This is a genomic window from Rathayibacter sp. PhB179, assembly GCF_004345345.1.
Taxonomy (GTDB): Bacteria; Actinomycetota; Actinomycetes; order Actinomycetales; family Microbacteriaceae; genus Rathayibacter; species Rathayibacter festucae.
On sequence record NZ_SLVD01000010.1, the window covers coordinates 132,211 to 148,515 of the forward strand.

The window sequence follows — 16,305 nt, forward strand, 5'->3', positions numbered from 1 at the left end:
GCTCGCCATTAGCTGACCTCGGCGTCGAATCGAGGACCGACCGTGGCCGCAAGCAGATCGCCGTCCTGCGTGAGGAACCAGAGGACGCCGGGTTGCAACTCGAACTCGCGAGCTAAGCGCCGTGCGCTGAGTCGGCCCTGGCTCGGTTGGCGAACGAGCGCAAGGGCGCCTTCGGTCGTCGGCTCTACGGGCCGGACTCCAAGTACCCGCCGATCGGCGTCGAAGTACAGCGCCACGTGTGTTGCTTCACCTAGCAATCGCAGCGCTGCAGCATTGAAGGTCAGATCTCGGCGGTTGACCGAGAGGCGCACGGCCGGACTCGGATCACCGGCGGCCTGCGAGAGGAACGGCTCGAAAGGGAGCATCTAGCAACTATGACGCGCATATGACGCGCCGTCAACGAGCAAGCCTTCATGTCCGCGCGCATCTGTGTCAGCGCGCACCTCGGAGTCGTACATGTACCGCCCCGTCTCGGAGTTGATCATCACCTCAGCGTTGCGCCAGGCAAGCAGCCACGGCGCTTCGTCGCCGAGAGCTCGGTAGGCCTCCACGGCCGAGCCGAGGTAGCCCTGCGGCCTATGCGGGTGGTTCGGGTCGTAGCGGGTTCCCATCCGCGACAGTGACCCCGACATCAGACATGGGCGGCGGATAAGCTCGCGCCGTGAAGCGTCTACTGCTGGCCCTCAGCCTGGCCCTCGTGCTGACCGGCTGTTCCGCGAACGAGCCAGGGCCAGCCCTGACCACTATGCCGACCGCCACCGCGTCCGCGATGCCTACAACTTCCGAGTCAGCGACGACCGTCGCGCCCGCGCCCGCTGAGACTTCTTCCGCGCCCGCTACCGCAGCCACCGCCAACTCGATTCCGAGCCCGAACCCCGACCAGGAGGCGATGCTCGTCGCCTCCCTCAACGAAATCGATCCGGCTCTCGTCGGCGACGACGGGGTGGTGAATCACTCACGGGACCAATGCTCGTCGATCCTCGGAGGTGTTCCGCCGGAGGGGCTGATCTCGAGTACGAAGTCGAGGTTCGAGACGGCAACCTTCGCGCCGACCGATGAGCAAGCGACGGAGATCCTCGACGCGATCCGCTCGAGCGGCTTCTGCTTCACGCCCTGACGACAGCTACTCCCCTCGCTTCCATCTCTGCACAGTGTTGGTGGAGATCTCGGCGGCGGCTGCGAGTTCGCGGATGGACGCGCCTTCGTTGAGGAGGTCACGCACGACTTCGCGGAGTTCGGCTTCGGCGTCTTCGAGGGAGCGTTGTGCGGCTCTGAGGCGCGTTGTCTGCTCGTCGGTGAGCGTCTGCTTGACCCGGGGCATTCTGCAACCCTAGCCCGGAGCTACTTCGACGATCGAAGTGAGACCCGCCGGCTCACCAGTCACGAATGAGACACGCTGCGGTGATGAAGTCGTCTTCTTCCATGCCAAGCGGCGCCGAAGCAATATGAATCTCGCTGAAGCCAGCTGGCTGATACAGGGCTTCAAAGACTGCCTTGCGAGCGTCTACGACTGCGAAACGACCGCCAACGAACGACTTAGCTTGCGCGATTACTTGCTTCGCTTCATCCAGAATCACTGCGCCTGGCAACTGGCTACTTGTGTAGCGGTCGCTTCGAGCAAGTTCCGCAATGCTATACGTACCGGTAATATCCATCGATATGTCGCCCGAAAGCTTTTTCTTCTTACTGCCAGTAGCTTTTGTAAGATCGAGAGCCGTCATTCCAACTGTGAAGAATGCAGGAACATCAATGTCGCTGTCTTCGACCGGGCAGATAAAGACATACGTTCGACTATGTCCGTGTTGCTCATACCTGCCTACTTTGCCGCGAGCAAAATCCTGCAAGTGAGGTGAGCGTTTGCACTCGAAAGTACTGAGCCTCTCGTAGACCGCATCCCTAAGATCTGCGTACACGTCAGTTTCGAGCTCGGCGAGAGCTACGACGTCGTAGAGGACGGTCACGCCTTTCGGCTTGAGCGCCCACTCACGCGCATCTGAAGGGAGACGAGCGTACGATCGAGATCTTCACGGCGCGCCGGTCGCCTCGAAACGAAGCCCGGAGACGCCAGGGGTGCACTAGCCGAAGAACGGTCCAACTCGATCAATTGGTCGACACCAGATTCAGAGAGCACGTAGACACCACCGAGGGCTGTTGAAGCCATGTGAGGGCACTCCTTGCAGATAAGACCTTGTTACGCCAGAGGTCGGGTTTGGTCGCAATGAGCAAGTGTTTCACGGCCAGCTGCGGAGTGCGTCCCGGGCCGGTCAAATCCCCATACCAGGCTGACGCGCCCGTGAAGACTCCATGCTTTGGTCGGGTTTTGACCCCCACCCGGGGGGCGCAAACTGCCTTGTGTGGTTTCGACTGCGTCGAAACTCTACCATGCCCGCCAAACAGAGGTATGCTCGGATTCAGAGCTTGATCGCTGAGGACAGAGTGAAGGCTAATAAGAGACGAAATGGATCTGTCTCCTGAAGCAGAATGAACCCCCGAGATCTAAACCCGACGCGAACATTTCGGGCCAGACCTCGGGGGCTGGTCGTGCTAGTTGTCGTACAGGGCGAGGGCCTGCGACTGCTTACGGGTGATCTCTTTCGCCATGCGGCTCGGGTCGTACGAGTAGAAGACGCCGTTCTGGTTCACGACCGGCGCGATCGTCTTCGTGCTGCCAGCCCCGCCGCTCGAGCCGCCGTAGCCGGCTGCCACGTAGGACGGTCGGCTCCCGCCGAACACGCCGAGGCGCTTGCCGGCGTCAGCCCAGATGCCGATGTTGCGCCGCTCCTGCCCCGGCTTGCCGGAGATGTACGCTTCCCAGCGCGTCTCCGGCTCGGCGAACTTGTGGATCGAACCCGCCCGGCCGGCGTAAATGCCAGTCGGGAACCCGCCGTTCGCATAAGCGAAGATATTGCCATTAGCGGAGCCCGCCGAAGCACGTGCGTCCGAGAATGCGGCGCCGTTGGGCGAGTTGACGGTCGTCGTGATCGCGATGTTCCGATTCCGCGTGAGGTAGGCGATCTGCGCCTCGGCAGCGGCGACGCCGGAGAGCTCGACCGCCGTGGCAACGTCCTCAGGGATCAGGTGCAGGTTGTTGGCGTAGTTCTCGGCTGCCTGCCCGGTGATTCCGAATTGAGCGAGGGCGTCAATGAGAGCCGCCCTGCCCTGCTTGATGGCCTCCGTTGCCTGCTCCTGGCTTCCCGTCTGCTGCAGCGTGGCAGAGGCGGTGTTGAAGGCCGACTGAGCGATCGCGTCGAGCGCTGCCTGATTCTCGCGGCCCTCGGTAGTGCCGATGTCGAGCGAGGCGTTGAAGCCGTCGAGAGTCCCGTTCGCTTCCGCGTACGCATCGCGCTGCTTCTGCAGCGTCTCCACCTGAGCATCGATAGCGGCCTGGAACTCTCGAGCGGCAGCGTTCGCGTTGAGGGTGGTCGACCCGAAGTTGCTGATCGCGTCAGCCAGTGCCGAGATGTCGGTTTGCGCGTCCGTCGCGGCGCCGCTGAGAGCGCTCAGGGCGTCCTCGTTCTCCTTCGTCACCACTGCGGCATCTGCCTGCTCGCTCGTGAGCCCCGTCGTCGCGTTGGCGGCTCCCTGGGCCGAGGAGGTGTACTGCGGGAACAGGTCTCGCAGCTTCTGCAGGGCCTCCTTCGAGCCGTCCGTCTGCGCCTGCAGCTCTTTCCACGCCACCGCGGCCTGCTTTGTGTTGCCGGCCGCAACCAGCTGCGCCAAAGCCGCATCCATGTCCTTCACGCGGCGAGTGGTGTCGGCGGTGCCGTTGCCGAACAACTTCAAAACCGGCAAGTGATCGGCCAGGTCAGCGCCGAAGTCCTTGAAGTTGCGCGTCAGGTCGGAGAGCCCGCCGAGGTTGGTCAACTGTGACAGGCCGGACACACCGGACTCGATACCCGCGATGCGGATGTCGAACTGCTTCCGGATCGTGTCAGGCGTGGCGGAGACGGAGCTGAGGCTTTTCGCGAGCCCGTCGACCGTCGCGCGCACGCCGATCGCTTCCTGCCCCATCTGCACGAGATCGGAGGTGCTCCGAGCCGCCCAGTCAGCGACCGCGACCAGGGCCAACGCGCCGAACGCCTTGCCGACCATTCCGACCGCGGCGGCCGTCTTCGGAGCCTCCGTGCCGAGCGTCGTGAGGGCCGTTCGGAACGCGACGATCTTCGGGATCGCGACGAGCGCGGCGCCGCCAGTCAGGCCGAACGCTGTCACGAGGAGACCCATGCCCAGCGCGAGATCCTTGCTCGGGGTGCTCAGGTTCGTGAACGCCTGCACAATCCCAGTCGCCATCTGGACGATGGTCCGCAGTCCGCCGTCCGCAGACTCACCGATCCCGATCATCACCGAATCGAAGGCGCCGCCGAGCCCCTCGAGATCACCCATCAGGTTGTCGAGACGCTGCGCCGCCGTATCCGCGGCGTAGCCGGAGTCGTCTACCGCGTCGATCCACGTGCCGATACCCTCGGCACCGTTCTCGAAGACGACGGACGCGGCACGCACAGCGTCAGCTCCGAAGATGGTCTTCATCGCCGCGTTCTGCTGCTCGACAGACAGGCCGGAAAGGGAGTTCGCCAGGACACCAGCGAACTTCTCCATTCCGATGAAGTTGCCCTGAGCGTCATAAGCAGAAATGCCGAGCTCGTCCATCTTCTCTTTCGCCTCACCCGAAGTCGGGGTAAGCGCCTGAAGCATGGTCTTGAATGACGTACCGGCGTCGGAACCCGTCAGACCAGCAGCAGCGAAAGCGGCCAGGGTGCCGGTGGTCTCCTCGATGGTCAGGCCGGTCTGATCGGCTACCAGACCGCTCTGGTTCAGCGCAGCGCCGAGATCCTCGACGGAGCCCTGCGCCTTCCCAGCGCCTGCCGCCAGAAGGTCGGCGACGTGTGGGATATCGGAGCCGGCCAGGCCGAACTGCGTGAGTGCCGTCGCCGCGATCGTCGCCGCGTCCGCGACCTCGAGACCTCCCGCAGCCGCAAGATCCAGCGAACCGGACAGGCCACCCGCCAGGACGTCGGTCGTCGAGATCCCGGCCTTCGCCAGCTCTTCGATCGCGCCGCCGGCCTCAGTCGCCGAGTAGACGGTCGAGGCGCCCGCGTCCACAGCGGCCTGCCGCAGAAGATCCATGTTGCCCGCGGTCTCGTGCGTAGCAGCCTGCACGAACGACATCTGCTGGTCGAACTCGGCGAACTTTGTCACCGCCACGGCAATGCCAGCGCCCGCCGCAAGCCCCACCGCGGATATTCCGCGGCCGAGCTCGTCGAACTCGGCCCTGTTCTGCTGCGACTCGGCAGCGATACCGCGCGCGAAGTCGGTCGTCGCCGCGCGAGCTCGGGAGAGGTTCGCCATGAAGCCACTCACGTCCGCGAGCAGTGACACCCTTACAACTCTGTTTGAAGCCATCAGATCCTTTTCTCAATCTCCACAGGGGTACGAAAAGGCCCCACCAGAGAACCCGGTGGGGCCTGTCTTGCTTCGTGCTATTCAGTTGGTTCGTGAGCTGGTGCCTGGCGGCCGCTAGTCGCCTGCTGACGGCGCGAGAACGCGTTCTCAATCACACGTTCAGCGGCTCTAGCGAGTCGGCACTCGCTAGCACCGCACGACTGCTGACTCGCCTTCATCAGGGCCGTCTTTCCACAGAAGCGGCACTGACGAGCTAGCCGCGTCGGCCGCGCTCGTGGCTCATGCCCGGGTGGAAAGCGGCTTAGAGAGGCGGTGCGTGCCAGCCGCGAGCGCTCCCCCGGCGGCACCCCTTCCCATCGGGCGCGACCGCCTGATGCGGCGATGGCACAACGCGCGGCACGATCGAGCTCCAGTCGAGGCCGTCGGCAACCCGGCCCGCACCACGACGGCCGTCGGCCCACCTGCTGAGCCCGGGCGAACGCGGCCCCGCAGCGCGCGCAAAGCAACGTCTCAGTCATCGTCATTTCCCCCAATCGGCTCGATCGCGGACCCGAGAAAACGGGCCCGAAGCGCACGCAGGACGTAAGTTGCTATCCGGCGGTTTCCTTCGCTGCGAGAGAGCGGTCACCCCCACCCTCCTCCTCTGAGCCGCCGGCGCTCGGATCAACTGCTGGCGCTACGGCTGAGACAGCGTCACCTTTGATGACAGAGCCGGTCGACGTGCGGTGGTGTCGCTGAAGACCCTGCACGAATCCAAAGGCGCCGAGCGACCAGCCCAGCAGTAGTGCTGGGCTGGCAATCCACCACCACCATTCCTGCGCGTTGAGTAGCTGCACTGTGAGCCACCACGAGACACCGAGGAAGACGATCCCGAGCACGACTGAAGTCGCGTCACGTCGCTTCTCACCTCCAGTGGCCAGCGTGGTGACGTCCTTTCCGATGCGTTCGAGAAGTACCTTCCGCGCTGTCAGGGTGTCTGGCAGAGCGTTGTAGATCTCGATGTCGCGCAGGATGTCCGCTCGCGTGTTCCTCAGGAGGCGGGGTGCCTGGATCACGCCCGCCAGGATCACCCCGGCTGCGGCGATGATTGCTACCAAGATGTTCTCTGTCATGCCCCGGACCATAGGGCGCTCCGCGGGCCTGGGTTGTGCGACGCGCCCCTTCGTTACTGGGTCGGGATGTCGTTGCCGTCGGAGTCGATCTCGACGGCGTTGCCTGCGCTGATGAGGTGTCGGAGCGAGGACGCGGCGAGCTTGTGGCTCGTGAGGATGTCGCCGGCCGTGTGCCCGCCGCTGTCCTTCATCAGTCGCACGCGTACCTCGGGCTCGAGGGGCTGGTCTCGTCGATCGTGGCGAGCGAGGCCGTCCGCGTCGGTGGTGAAGTCCTCGCCTTTCACGATGGGATCGACGACCGCCTTGACGTACGAGGCGGCTCCGCGGATCGCGGAGATGCGGTTGCCGCCGTACACGATCTCGGTGTCGCCCCATTCGCCAGCGCCGCCACCTCGGACGGTGATGGGAACCCCGTCGATCTCGAGCCCGTCGCGCGGGACACCGAGCTTGTGCAGGCGCGCGGCCCACCCTCGCACCGCGGTGTTGCGTCCGTCGAAGGCGAGGAGTACCTGCTCGAGCGCGGTGTTCAGCCCGGCGATCGAGGCTGCTGCCTGCTCGGTGCTCAGCGCGGGGTCGGCCAGCATCTCGCTGATGGCGGCGCGAATGTCGGCTTCGGGTCCGCGTGCGCTGTCCTCCTGTTCCAGTGCTCGACGTGCGGCGCTGAGCCTGGCGGCGACGAGTGCGCGTTCGTCGTCGAAGCGGGCGAGGGAGGCTCCGTCGACGTTGCCGGCGAGCGCGGACTGCTCGAGGCTGATTCGCTGCCGGTCGAGCTGCTCGAGCTGGCGGGTCAGGTCGTCGTGCGCGGTCTGGACGGGGGTGGTGATCGTGAGCATGTGCGCCTCCTGGGCTAGTGGTTGAAGATTCGGGCGACCATCGAGTCGATGTCGGTCTCGGGTGGGTTGGCCTTCTCCGTCGTGTCGATCGCGCGCTGGTTGTCGGTCATCGATGTAGCGAGGGTCCGCCACTGCTCCTGTGCGAGCTCGAGGGCCGGCTGGCGGGCGCCGGTTGCGCCGATCTTCGCGATGACGAGGCCGGCCTGTTCGATCTCGTCGGCGTAGGTGGCGAGCGACTCCGAGGGCGGCAGGTCCGCGTTGCCGAGGATCTGCAAGTCGGTCGCGGTGATGGGTGATCCATTCGCGGCGGACTCGAGCAGGAAACGGACGGGATGGTTCTTGGGAAGGTGGGTCATGGGATCAGCTCTCTCGGTCGCCTCGAGGATGACGCGATCTTGGTGGGGAGAGAAAGGTTGCCGCCCCGGTGGTCCATCGGATCGGGCAGCCTGAGGGGGTAGGGGGTGGGCCTGTTCGTGCTTCCGGCGCTTGTGCGAGGCCACGAATGCAGACCCACCCCGTCATGTCACTGGGGTCAGTACTCGCCGTCCGCCCATGCCTGAACGGTGTGCCCGGTTACTCCGTCGACCTCACGCGGTGCCTGCGGTTCAGCGAAGGCGAACACGCTCGAGTCGATCGGCTCGGTGCTGATCTTCCAGAGCTCGTTGAGGTCGGCGTCGTCCTTGTCGTGGGCGTTGGCGTAGGTGTTGATGACGTCCACCTGCTGCCGTTCGTAGGCGACAGCGAGGAGCGCACGAACGAGGGTGGTGTCGCCGGAGATCTCCGCACGGCGCATGAGTTCGACGGCCTGACGCTCTCCCTCGCTGGTGGTGGGGTCGATGGCGCTGGCCCGATCGAGAGCGTCGCGGTAGCTGATGGCGTGGCTGGCGTCCGTGGTGTTGGGGATGCCGAAGAGCTTGCGTTCGAGTGCCTGCTTTTGGGTGGTGCGGGTGGCGTTGGTGTCGGCGGCGAGGGTCTCGATCTGCTTCTTGGCGTCGAGCCAGGCACGGGCGATCTGGTCGCGCTTCTCGATGGCGCTGATGCGGGTGTTCGCCCGGATGCTGTCGACGGTGGTGGTCATGGTTGCTCGGATGGCGCTGCTCTTCTCGTCGACGGGCGAGAGAGTCTGGGCGGGTGCGGGGTTCATTCGTGCTCCTGTTCAGGGCCGACTGGCGTTCCAGTCGGGTCGATCTGGATGTAGCCGGCGCCGCGGAGTGCGGCGACGACGTGTTCTGCGAGCTCGCCGAGGATGTCGCTGCGGGCGGATCTCTCGGCTTGGAGGCGCGCCTCATGTCGGCGGGCGAGGGTGCGCCACCGATCACGGTCAGCCGTCATCTCCTCTAACAGGTCAGTCACGAGTCCTCGGCAAGCTCGGTGACCTTCGTGCGCAGCTCCTTGTTCTCGCCGAGCAGCGACACGACTCTGTCGGCGAGTAGGAGCACGAGTCGCTGCCCCGCATCCCAGTCGCCGTAGTAGGTCTGGTCGAGCGCGAGGAGCGCGACGACTGCCGCCCTGTCGTTCGCCATCATCGCGAGGATGAGACGGCTCATACGGATCTCGTCTTCGTCTTCGATCGGCAAGCTAGGCCTCTTCCCTCTCGTGCTCGTGCTTGTGGTGGTGTTCGTACAGCTCGGGCTGGTGGAGCGCGATGCATCGATGAACGTCCGGAGAGACGGTCACTCCTTCGGGCATGACGAGGAGGAGGGCGTCGGGGGTTGTGGCGAAGTAGCCGCCGTGCGCGTAGATCTCCGCGAGTGCTACGGCGAGTGAGAGCGTCATGGCGTCTCCTGCTGATGACGAGGGGTTGGGAAGAGGCTCACGATCGCGGGCGGTCCGTCGAAGGCGTCAGCCAAGGTGTCGAAGGTGTCGGGCCTCAGGGTGGTGACACCTTTGACGCCTTCGGTGACACCTTCGTGGTCGAGTTGCCAGACCCAGCCGGCCCCGAACGCGGACTTCACGCTCTGGATCTTTGGGTTCCTGCAGCGTCTGCGGGCGTTCTTCATCTCGGATTCGTTGAAGCCAGCTCCTCGACCGGCCTTGATGACGTCGGCCGCGTTCGCCTCCTGCGCTTCGGTGCTCCGGATGTAGTCGAGGACGAAGGCCTGTGCAGCGTTTCGGTCGTCTTGCTCGTCCTCGCTCCCCCTGTTGATGACGTCGTGCACGGTCCTGTCGGTGACGCCGAGGTCGATTACACGAGCTACCTGAGTCAGCTCGCCGTCGTCGGTAGGGACGTCGACCGACTCGAGGCGGAACGCGAGGGACTCGCCCGCCGCGGCTGAGTAGTTCGACTTGTCCACTGAGACGATGCGATCACCGGTCTCCTCGTCCTCGGCGAACACGAGCACGGAGCGTGCTGCGTCTCGGAAGGCGGCGGAGCCCGTCAGCTTGTCGCTCACCGAGCCGGCTCCCTTGTTGAAGTGGCTAACGATCACGACGGCGGTGCGCGTCTCCTGCGCAACGGTCGCGAGGCGGTCCATTGCCGCGCGAACGTCCTCGCGCTTGTTGAGGTCGCCGGAGACGATTGAAGAGGCAGGGTCGAGCATCACTAGTCCGGCCTTCGTGACCTCGATCGCTTCGCGCAGTCGGTCGACATCGAGAGGCATGACCGGCGAGCTCGTGGAGGACTCGCCGCCTTCATAGGTTGTTCGGACCTCGAAGCGGTGGACTCGCTCGAGGTCGGCGCCCGCTGCGATGAGCCGGGGAACCATGACGGCACTCCAATCGTCTTCTGGCCCGACGATCAGGGCGTCGGTCGGCGTTCGGACGTCGCCGGTGAGCCGGCCGTGGGTGAGGTCTGCGATCCGAGCGAGGACCCAGGAGGACTTACCGGCGCCTCCCCTGCCGGCGCAGACGGTGAGGGTCGATAGCGGGATCAGGCCGGGGATGAGCCAGGGCTGACGTAGCGATTTGATGTGTGAGGCGCGCGTGAGGTGGAGGGTGCGGGCGGCTTCTGTCATGCGGCTTCCTCCTTTCGGGAGGGGAGTTCGGTGAGGTCGATGTGGCCGGACATGACGTCCTGCCAGTACTTCTCTGCGGCGCTGTCGATGCGGCGCAGCTGGTTCGCTCGGGAGTCGTAGGCGGCGCCGTAGTAGCGGTCGGCGTCGGCGTTCGCGTGGTCGACTTCGGCTTGGCGGGAGGCGCGGCCCTCCTCGTAGGCGAGGGTCCAGAAGCCCGCGAGACCGGGCGTGAGCTGCTGCAGCCCGATCTCGCCAGCGATGAGGCGCCAGAGCGTCTCCTCTAGTTGCGCGTCGACGGAATGCCCGATCAGTCGTCCGTCCGTGACGACGCCTCCTCCGTGCTGGCGAGGATCACGCGCGGCGAGAAAGCGTCGTGCTGGTCGAGGCCAACGACGCGGTAGTCGCCGATGTAGAGGAACTGCATCTGGCTGTCGGAGTCTTCGTCCTGCCAGGACCACCGGGTGCCGGGAGTCGTGAACTGGTCGGCGTGCGCGTCGAGGTCGATGTGAAGCGCGACGACGGCCTCGTACTCGGTGGCGACGAGCGAAACGATGGAGCCGATCCTGCCGACGACGTCCCGTGACACGTGCGAGGTGGGGATCGAGAACATCTCGCGGGCGTTCAGCGTGTCGGCCTGGCGAGAGGCTGTGGCGAGTGCGACCGAGGCGGCGAGGGCCTGGTCGCTGGTCAAGGCGCCCTGGAGGTTCGCTTCGACCTGCCAGGTGTTGGAGGGCAAATCGTGAACAGCGTTGATCTCGAGGGCGGAGTTCGGGCAGGGAAGCTCGAGCCAGCTGCGGGGATCGTCCGTGTCCTCATCGACGGTGACCGTGATGGCGGATGCGAGGAGGTCGGCGCGCTGATCAATGACGAGGTGGCGCCAGTCGGCCAGAGCGGTCGGCTTCTGCTTGACGGTGGTGGGCTGTAGAGTCATGGGACTAGTTCCTTCGGATTCGTGAGACTTTTCGGTGGGAGTACTGCCGGTCGGGCCTGCCAGGGCTTCGACCGGCTTTTTCGTGCGGGTCACGTGTTGGACCTGCGGCTCTTGACTTGGATGCGGCGCGACTTCCCGGAGCGCGTTGGTACCGATTCGCAGTTGATGAGTACGGCTTCGAGTAGCCCCGACTCGATCAGGTAGATGTCTCCGGTTGGACCGCTGATCTTGTAGTTGCCCGGGGTCAGGTTTTGGACAGCTCGATCACCTGTCGGGTCCCGGTAGGTCAGGGGGTTGAAGTCAGGCGCCCGAAGGTCGGCCTGAGGCGGAGCGAGGCGGCGGCTGTCTATGCCGGCACCGCCTGGCCTGTCTGCGTCCGTCGCGCGGACTCGATGTAGGCAGCGACGTCGGACTCCGCGTATCGAATGACGCGCGACGACATCCGCCGATATGCGGGCCCGGTTCCTCGGTAGCGCAGGTTCTTGAGCGAGCTGACCGTCAGGCCCGTGATCTCGCTCACTTCCTCGGGCGACATGAGCTTCTCCATAACAACCTCCGTGGTCTGTGTCTTGGTGGCACATTCTGTGTCCTGATGGAGAACCTACGCCGCGACTGGCGATGTGTCAACGGGAGCGATATTGTGTCTGTATGACATCACGAGCTTCCACGGGACTAGGCGAGCGCCTTGCGCACTACCGACGAGCGAATGGGCTCTCCGCAGCGCAGCTCGCGTCCAGAACGAACGGAGAGCTCTCGCGGGCCGTGATTGCGAACATCGAGAGCGGAAGGCGCTCAGACATCACCGTCGACCAGATGCTTGCGCTTGCCTGGGCTCTCGGAATTCCGCCGGCCGCCCTCGTCCTCCCCCTCGACGATCCGCTCGGCTGGGTGCGCATGCCTGGGTACGAGGAAAGCGAAGTGCCCACGATTCAGGCGATCTGGTGGTTCAACGGGTCGAACGCGTTCTCGGACATCCGGGGAGCGTCGCAGGCGTCGGTGATCGCGCGGTCGAGACTTCGCACTGCAGAAGAGCTTGCCTTCTCGGAGGCGTTCTTCCGACGACGCACAAGCCAGAACGCTGAAGCTGACGTCATCGAGGAAGCGCGCATCGCCTTCGAGAAAGCGAGGGCTGAGGCTGTCGCGCTGGGCATGAAGGTGCCCGACGCGCTCTAATGGCCACGATCGAGCCTTACGTCACCGCTAGCGGGAAGCGCTACCGAGTTCGCTACCGCAAGCCTGATCGCTCCCAGACAGACAAGCGTGGCTTCAGAACGAAGCGCGACGCCGAACTCTTCCTGGCCTCAGTCGAAGTGTCGAAGGCTCGAGGAGAGTACGTCGATCCGACGATGAGCCGGATCACGATCGGGGAGCTTGGAGGAGGGTGGCTCGCCTCACGGACGCACCTGAAGCCCTCTTCGCTACGGCCAGTCGAGATCGCGTGGCGCCTCTATGTGGAGCCGCGATGGGGGCGCACGCCGGCCCATGCCGTGCAGCACTCAGACGTGCAGAGCTGGGTTTCCGCGATGACAACTGGCGACGAGAAGACCGGCACGACGGCCAAGAGCGCAACGACCGTTCTGCGCGCCTACGGCGTCCTTGCCGCGATCCTCGATGCGGCAGTCAAAGACCGTCGCATCCTCTCTAACCCAGCGCGAGGTATCGACCTGCCACGGAAGACCGGGAAGCGGCGCGTCTACCTCTCTCACCAGCAGGTGCACACCCTCGCTGAGGCGGCCGGCAAGAACGGCACCTTGGTGGAGTTCCTCGCCTACACCGGCCTGCGCTGGGGAGAGGCCACTGGACTTCGCGTGGGCGACGTGGACCGCAAGCGCCGACGAGTGCAGGTGCGCGAGAACGCGGTGAGTGTTGGCGGGCGAATCATCGTCGGCACACCAAAGTCGCACGAGGCCAGGTCGGTGCCGTTCCCGCCTTTCCTAGACGAGCCGATGCGCTCGCTGACGGAGGGACGTGACCCGACGAGCATCCTCTTCGGGGACGGTGTCAGCTATGTCAGGACGCCCGATGGGCGCCGCGGCTGGTTCGTTTCGGGGCTCCGCAAGATCCAGGCCGCTGATCCGCACTTCCCCACGATCACGCTGCACGGACTCAGACACACCGCCGCGTCTCTGGCGATCTCTTCGGGGGCCAACGTGAAGGCTGTGCAGCGGATGCTCGGGCACGCATCGGCAGCGATGACGCTCGACACCTACGCTGACCTGTTCGACGACGACCTGGACGCCGTGGCCGTCGCAATGGATTACGCCCGGTCGCGCGCAGTTGTGGGCAAATAGTGGGCAAGAGCTACTCACGGCAAAGCGAAAGGCCCCCTACTTCCGCAGTATGACTGGGATGTAGGGGGCCTTCTCGTGGCGGTACCGGTGGGATTTGAACCCACGGTGGACGCAAGCCCACACATGTTTTCGAGACATGCTCCTTCGGCCGCTCGGACACGGTACCGAGGACGAGTGTACGCGAGGCTCCGGAATCCCGCCAATCGGCGCGGGAACCGCGGCCGAGCGCGGGCGTGCGGCCGGCGCCGAGGCGTCAGGCGGGCTCGGGCAGGAGGAAGGCGAGCACCCGGTCCCACTCGGAGACGGCGAGGAGATGGCCTCGGCCGGGCACGACCTCGAGGCGCGAGTCGGGCAGGCGGGCGGCGTACCACTCGCCGTGCTGGCGGCCGACGGTCGCGTCCTCGCCGCCGTAGAGGAGGAGCGCCGGGGCGTCGACCGTCTCGACCGCGAAGCCCCACTCCTGGAGGGTGTAGCCGACGATGTCCGCGGCCTGGCCGAGATTGCCCTGGGTGACGGCGCGCTCGAGCATCACCAGGAGCCGCTCGCGGACGCCCGGCGCCTCGAGCACGTCCTCGTCAGCGGCGTCCCCTCCGAGCACGCCGAGCAGCGACTCGGGGGTGGGTGACGGACCGAACGCCGTGTCGAGCGCGGCGGCGAGGGAGCGGACGGCCTCGTCCACCGGCAGCTCGCGCAGGTGCTCGAGCATCGCCCGGTTCTGCTCGCCGACCCACGGCACGGCGTCATCGGGCGCGGGAGTGCCGAGGACGGCGACGCGCCCGACCAGGCCCGGGTAGTTGGCCGAGAGGGCGAGGGCGACGCGGCCGCCCGCCGACCAGCCGGCCGCGGTGACGGAGGCGATGCCCGCGGTGGCCAGGTACTCGGCGATGTCGGCGGCGGCCTGCTCCGGGCTCGCCCCGGCGCCGGCGCCGGCGGGATCGACGTCGGTCAGCAGCTCCGAGGCGCCGTAGCCGGGGCGGTCGAACGAGACCAGCCGCACGCCGTGGCGGGCGGTGGCCGCGGGGTCGGGATCCAGTCCGGCGGCGCCGGGCGCGGGGTGCGCGAGCACGACGACGTGCTCGGCGTCCTCCGGGCCCGACCAGACGACTCCGAGCGCGCGGCCGGACTTGAGGGTGTGCACCGTCGAGGTCATGGGCCCAGTCTCCCGCAGACGACCGACACCGCCCGTGCGCCGCTCTGGTGCCGCCGGGACTCCTCCCCACCGGGACGTCCGCCCGGCTGTCCACCGACCGGGCGCGGCGCGTTCGCATGTCGGCGGTGCCCGCTATTGTCGAAGACACGTTCGAAGGAGCGCTCCGATGTCGGAGGCCGGCCGTAGCGTCGCCGGTGCTCCCTCGCTCTACCTCTGCCCCGCACTCCCCCGGCCCGGAAGGACCCCATGGCCTCCTCGAAGACGCGCACCGCCGCCTACCGCTGCTCCGAGTGCGGCTGGACGACCGCGAAGTGGGTCGGCCGCTGCGGCGAGTGCCAGCAGTGGGGCTCCGTGATCGAGAGCACCGAGCGCACCGGCCTCGTCCGCGCGGTCGCGGCCGTCGCCCCCACGGCGGCGCGGCTCGCCAAGCCGATCACGCAGATCGAGACCACCTCCGCGGCGCACCGCCCCACGGGCGTCGGCGAGCTCGACCGGGTGCTCGGCGGCGGCATCGTCAACGGCGCCGTCGTCCTCCTCTCCGGCGAGCCCGGCGTCGGCAAGTCGACGCTGCTGCTCGAGGTCGCCTCGCGCGCCGCCGCCGAGGGCCAGCGCGTCCTCTACGTCAGTGCGGAGGAGTCCGCCGCCCAGGTGCGGATGCGGGCCGAGCGCACCGGCGCCATGCACGACAGCCTCTTCCTCGCCGCCGAGACCGACCTCGCCACCGTCCTCGGCCAGATCGACGAGGTCCGCCCGGACCTCCTCATCGTCGACTCGGTGCAGACCGTCGCGAGCGACACCGTGGACGGCCTCCCCGGCGGCCCGAGCCAGGTCCGCGAGGTCGCCGCGACGCTGATCCGCGTCTGCAAGGAGCGCGCGCTGCCCCTCGTGCTCGTCGGCCACGTCACCAAGGACGGCTCGATCGCCGGCCCGCGCCTGCTCGAGCACCTCGTCGACGTCGTCTGCCACTTCGAGGGCGACCGCCAGACGGCGCTGCGCTTCGTCCGCTCGCTCAAGAACCGCTTCGGCCCGACCGACGAGGTCGGCTGCTTCGAGATGACCGCCGAGGGCATCGCCGAGATCCCCGACCCCAGCGGCCTCTTCCTCAGCCGCACCCGCTTCCCCACCCCGGGCATCTGCGTCACGGTCGCGATGGAGGGGCGCCGCGCCCTGCCCGTCGAGATCCAGGCCCTCGTCATCGCGAACGACGGCGACCACCCGCGCCGGGTGACCAACGGCGTGGACGCCTCCCGCGTCGCGATGATCCTCGCGGTGCTCGAGCGCCAGGCGGGCATCCCGCTCCGCCGCTGCGACGTCTACGTCTCGACCGTCGGCGGCGTGAAGCTGATGGAGCCGGCCGCCGACCTCGCCATCGCCGTCGCGATCGCCTCGGCCCACGCCTACACGCCGCTGCGCCCCGGCATCGCGGCCTTCGGCGAGATCAGCCTCTCCGGCGACATCCGTCCGGCATCCGGCGCGAAGCAGCGCGCCAACGAGGCCACCCGGCTCGGCCACCCCTCCCACCTGGATTCCAGCGCCTTCACCCTCTCGAGCGCGATCACCCACGCCCTCGTGCCGGTGCCCACCCGCATCCCCGTCGGCTGACGGCCCCCGCGCCGGACCGCCGCCCTAGGCTG

18 protein-coding genes and 1 tRNA gene are annotated in these 16,305 nt (G+C 66.6%); 4 read left to right on the forward strand and 15 right to left on the reverse strand.

Annotated elements, in window-relative coordinates; genetic code table 11:
- Positions 1–8 precede the first annotated feature (8 nt).
- Complete coding sequence (locus tag EDF43_RS18375) at positions 9–365, reverse strand: hypothetical protein (RefSeq protein ID WP_132437998.1); 357 nt, start codon at positions 363–365, stop codon at positions 9–11.
- 296 nt (positions 366–661) lie between these two features.
- On the opposite strand from EDF43_RS18375, the gene EDF43_RS18380 reads away from it, so the two are divergent.
- Positions 662–1,117 carry a lipoprotein gene (locus EDF43_RS18380; protein WP_132437999.1) on the forward strand — a complete coding sequence of 152 codons (456 nt, stop codon included), beginning with the start codon at positions 662–664 and terminating at the stop codon, positions 1,115–1,117.
- 6 nt (positions 1,118–1,123) lie between these two features.
- Here the strand turns inward: EDF43_RS18380 and EDF43_RS18385 are convergent, their stop codons facing one another.
- The 12 genes from EDF43_RS18385 to EDF43_RS18440 all read right to left on the reverse strand — a co-directional run bounded on the left by EDF43_RS18385 (position 1,124) and on the right by EDF43_RS18440 (position 11,777).
- Complete coding sequence (locus EDF43_RS18385) at positions 1,124–1,321, reverse strand: hypothetical protein (RefSeq protein ID WP_132438000.1); 198 nt, start codon at positions 1,319–1,321, stop codon at positions 1,124–1,126.
- Positions 1,322–1,373: 52 nt separating this feature from the next.
- Positions 1,374–1,961: a hypothetical protein gene (locus EDF43_RS18390; RefSeq protein ID WP_132438001.1), complete on the reverse strand. Its 588-nt coding sequence runs from the start codon at positions 1,959–1,961 to the stop codon at positions 1,374–1,376.
- 583 nt (positions 1,962–2,544) lie between these two features.
- Positions 2,545–5,376: a phage tail tape measure protein gene (locus EDF43_RS18395; RefSeq protein ID WP_165909182.1), complete on the reverse strand. Its 2,832-nt coding sequence runs from the start codon at positions 5,374–5,376 to the stop codon at positions 2,545–2,547.
- 614 nt (positions 5,377–5,990) lie between these two features.
- Positions 5,991–6,512, reverse strand: coding sequence for a hypothetical protein (locus EDF43_RS18400; protein ID WP_132438003.1), 522 nt, complete (start codon positions 6,510–6,512; stop codon positions 5,991–5,993).
- A gap of 53 nt (positions 6,513–6,565) precedes the next feature.
- Entirely contained in the window at positions 6,566–7,345 is a 780-nt protein-coding gene (locus tag EDF43_RS18405; RefSeq protein ID WP_132438004.1) for a hypothetical protein, read from the reverse strand.
- 14 nt (positions 7,346–7,359) lie between these two features.
- A complete protein-coding gene (locus EDF43_RS18410) occupies positions 7,360–7,701 on the reverse strand; it encodes a hypothetical protein (RefSeq protein ID WP_132438005.1) in 342 nt (113 codons plus the stop codon).
- Positions 7,702–7,877: 176 nt separating this feature from the next.
- Positions 7,878–8,423 carry a hypothetical protein gene (locus EDF43_RS18415; protein WP_132438006.1) on the reverse strand — a complete coding sequence of 182 codons (546 nt, stop codon included), beginning with the start codon at positions 8,421–8,423 and terminating at the stop codon, positions 7,878–7,880.
- 271 nt (positions 8,424–8,694) lie between these two features.
- The gene (locus EDF43_RS18420; protein ID WP_132438007.1) at positions 8,695–8,922 is read right to left on the reverse strand and encodes a hypothetical protein; all 228 of its coding nucleotides are present in this window, start codon (positions 8,920–8,922) and stop codon (positions 8,695–8,697) included.
- 1 nt (position 8,923) lies between these two features.
- Positions 8,924–9,121 carry a hypothetical protein gene (locus tag EDF43_RS18425; protein ID WP_132438008.1) on the reverse strand — a complete coding sequence of 66 codons (198 nt, stop codon included), beginning with the start codon at positions 9,119–9,121 and terminating at the stop codon, positions 8,924–8,926.
- Positions 9,118–10,299, reverse strand: a complete 1,182-nt coding sequence (locus tag EDF43_RS18430) for an AAA family ATPase (RefSeq protein ID WP_132438009.1) — start codon at positions 10,297–10,299, stop codon at positions 9,118–9,120. The genes EDF43_RS18425 and EDF43_RS18430 overlap by 4 nt, the downstream gene beginning before the upstream one ends.
- 307 nt (positions 10,300–10,606) lie before the next feature.
- Positions 10,607–11,323 carry a hypothetical protein gene (locus tag EDF43_RS18435; protein ID WP_132438010.1) on the reverse strand — a complete coding sequence of 239 codons (717 nt, stop codon included), beginning with the start codon at positions 11,321–11,323 and terminating at the stop codon, positions 10,607–10,609.
- Between the two features lie 253 nt (positions 11,324–11,576).
- Positions 11,577–11,777, reverse strand: coding sequence for a helix-turn-helix domain-containing protein (locus EDF43_RS18440; protein WP_132438011.1), 201 nt, complete (start codon positions 11,775–11,777; stop codon positions 11,577–11,579).
- A 101-nt stretch (positions 11,778–11,878) separates the two neighbouring features.
- Between EDF43_RS18440 and EDF43_RS18445 the strand changes: the two genes are divergently transcribed.
- Both EDF43_RS18445 and EDF43_RS18450 read left to right on the forward strand, forming a co-directional pair.
- On the forward strand, positions 11,879–12,403 hold the full coding sequence (locus EDF43_RS18445; RefSeq protein ID WP_165909183.1) for a helix-turn-helix transcriptional regulator: 525 nt from the start codon (positions 11,879–11,881) through the stop codon (positions 12,401–12,403).
- A complete protein-coding gene (locus EDF43_RS18450; RefSeq protein WP_132438013.1) occupies positions 12,403–13,521 on the forward strand; it encodes a site-specific integrase in 1,119 nt (372 codons plus the stop codon). The genes EDF43_RS18445 and EDF43_RS18450 overlap by 1 nt, the downstream gene beginning before the upstream one ends.
- Before the next feature lie 76 nt (positions 13,522–13,597).
- On the opposite strand, the gene EDF43_RS18455 is transcribed toward EDF43_RS18450, so the two are convergent.
- Positions 13,598–13,687: transfer RNA gene (locus EDF43_RS18455), tRNA-Ser, on the reverse strand.
- Positions 13,688–13,774: 87 nt separating this feature from the next.
- Positions 13,775–14,671 carry an alpha/beta hydrolase gene (locus EDF43_RS18460; protein ID WP_132438014.1) on the reverse strand — a complete coding sequence of 299 codons (897 nt, stop codon included), beginning with the start codon at positions 14,669–14,671 and terminating at the stop codon, positions 13,775–13,777.
- 246 nt (positions 14,672–14,917) lie between these two features.
- Here EDF43_RS18460 and radA point away from each other — a divergent pair, with 246 nt between their 5' ends.
- On the forward strand, positions 14,918–16,273 hold the full coding sequence (gene radA / locus EDF43_RS18465) for a DNA repair protein RadA (protein ID WP_123736624.1): 1,356 nt from the start codon (positions 14,918–14,920) through the stop codon (positions 16,271–16,273).
- Positions 16,274–16,305: the final 32 nt, after the last annotated feature.

Excerpts from the sequence above, each read along its gene's own strand:
- EDF43_RS18385 (WP_132438000.1), bottom strand. The coding sequence starts at position 1,321 with ATGCCCCGGGTCAAGCAGACGCTCACCGACGAGCAGACAACGCGCCTC.
- EDF43_RS18405 (WP_132438004.1), bottom strand. The coding sequence starts at position 7,345 with ATGCTCACGATCACCACCCCCGTCCAGACCGCGCACGACGACCTGACC.
- EDF43_RS18460 (WP_132438014.1), bottom strand. The coding sequence starts at position 14,671 with ATGACCTCGACGGTGCACACCCTCAAGTCCGGCCGCGCGCTCGGAGTC.
- EDF43_RS18415 (WP_132438006.1), bottom strand. The coding sequence starts at position 8,423 with ATGACCACCACCGTCGACAGCATCCGGGCGAACACCCGCATCAGCGCC.
- EDF43_RS18410 (WP_132438005.1), bottom strand. The coding sequence starts at position 7,701 with ATGACCCACCTTCCCAAGAACCATCCCGTCCGTTTCCTGCTCGAGTCC.
- EDF43_RS18450 (WP_132438013.1), top strand. The coding sequence starts at position 12,403 with ATGGCCACGATCGAGCCTTACGTCACCGCTAGCGGGAAGCGCTACCGA.
- EDF43_RS18400 (WP_132438003.1), bottom strand. The coding sequence starts at position 6,512 with ATGACAGAGAACATCTTGGTAGCAATCATCGCCGCAGCCGGGGTGATC.
- EDF43_RS18375 (WP_132437998.1), bottom strand. The coding sequence starts at position 365 with ATGCTCCCTTTCGAGCCGTTCCTCTCGCAGGCCGCCGGTGATCCGAGT.
- EDF43_RS18440 (WP_132438011.1), bottom strand. The coding sequence starts at position 11,777 with ATGGAGAAGCTCATGTCGCCCGAGGAAGTGAGCGAGATCACGGGCCTG.
- EDF43_RS18430 (WP_132438009.1), bottom strand. The coding sequence starts at position 10,299 with ATGACAGAAGCCGCCCGCACCCTCCACCTCACGCGCGCCTCACACATC.
- EDF43_RS18445 (WP_165909183.1), top strand. The coding sequence starts at position 11,879 with ATGACATCACGAGCTTCCACGGGACTAGGCGAGCGCCTTGCGCACTAC.
- radA (WP_123736624.1), top strand. The coding sequence starts at position 14,918 with ATGGCCTCCTCGAAGACGCGCACCGCCGCCTACCGCTGCTCCGAGTGC.
- EDF43_RS18425 (WP_132438008.1), bottom strand. The coding sequence starts at position 9,121 with ATGACGCTCTCACTCGCCGTAGCACTCGCGGAGATCTACGCGCACGGC.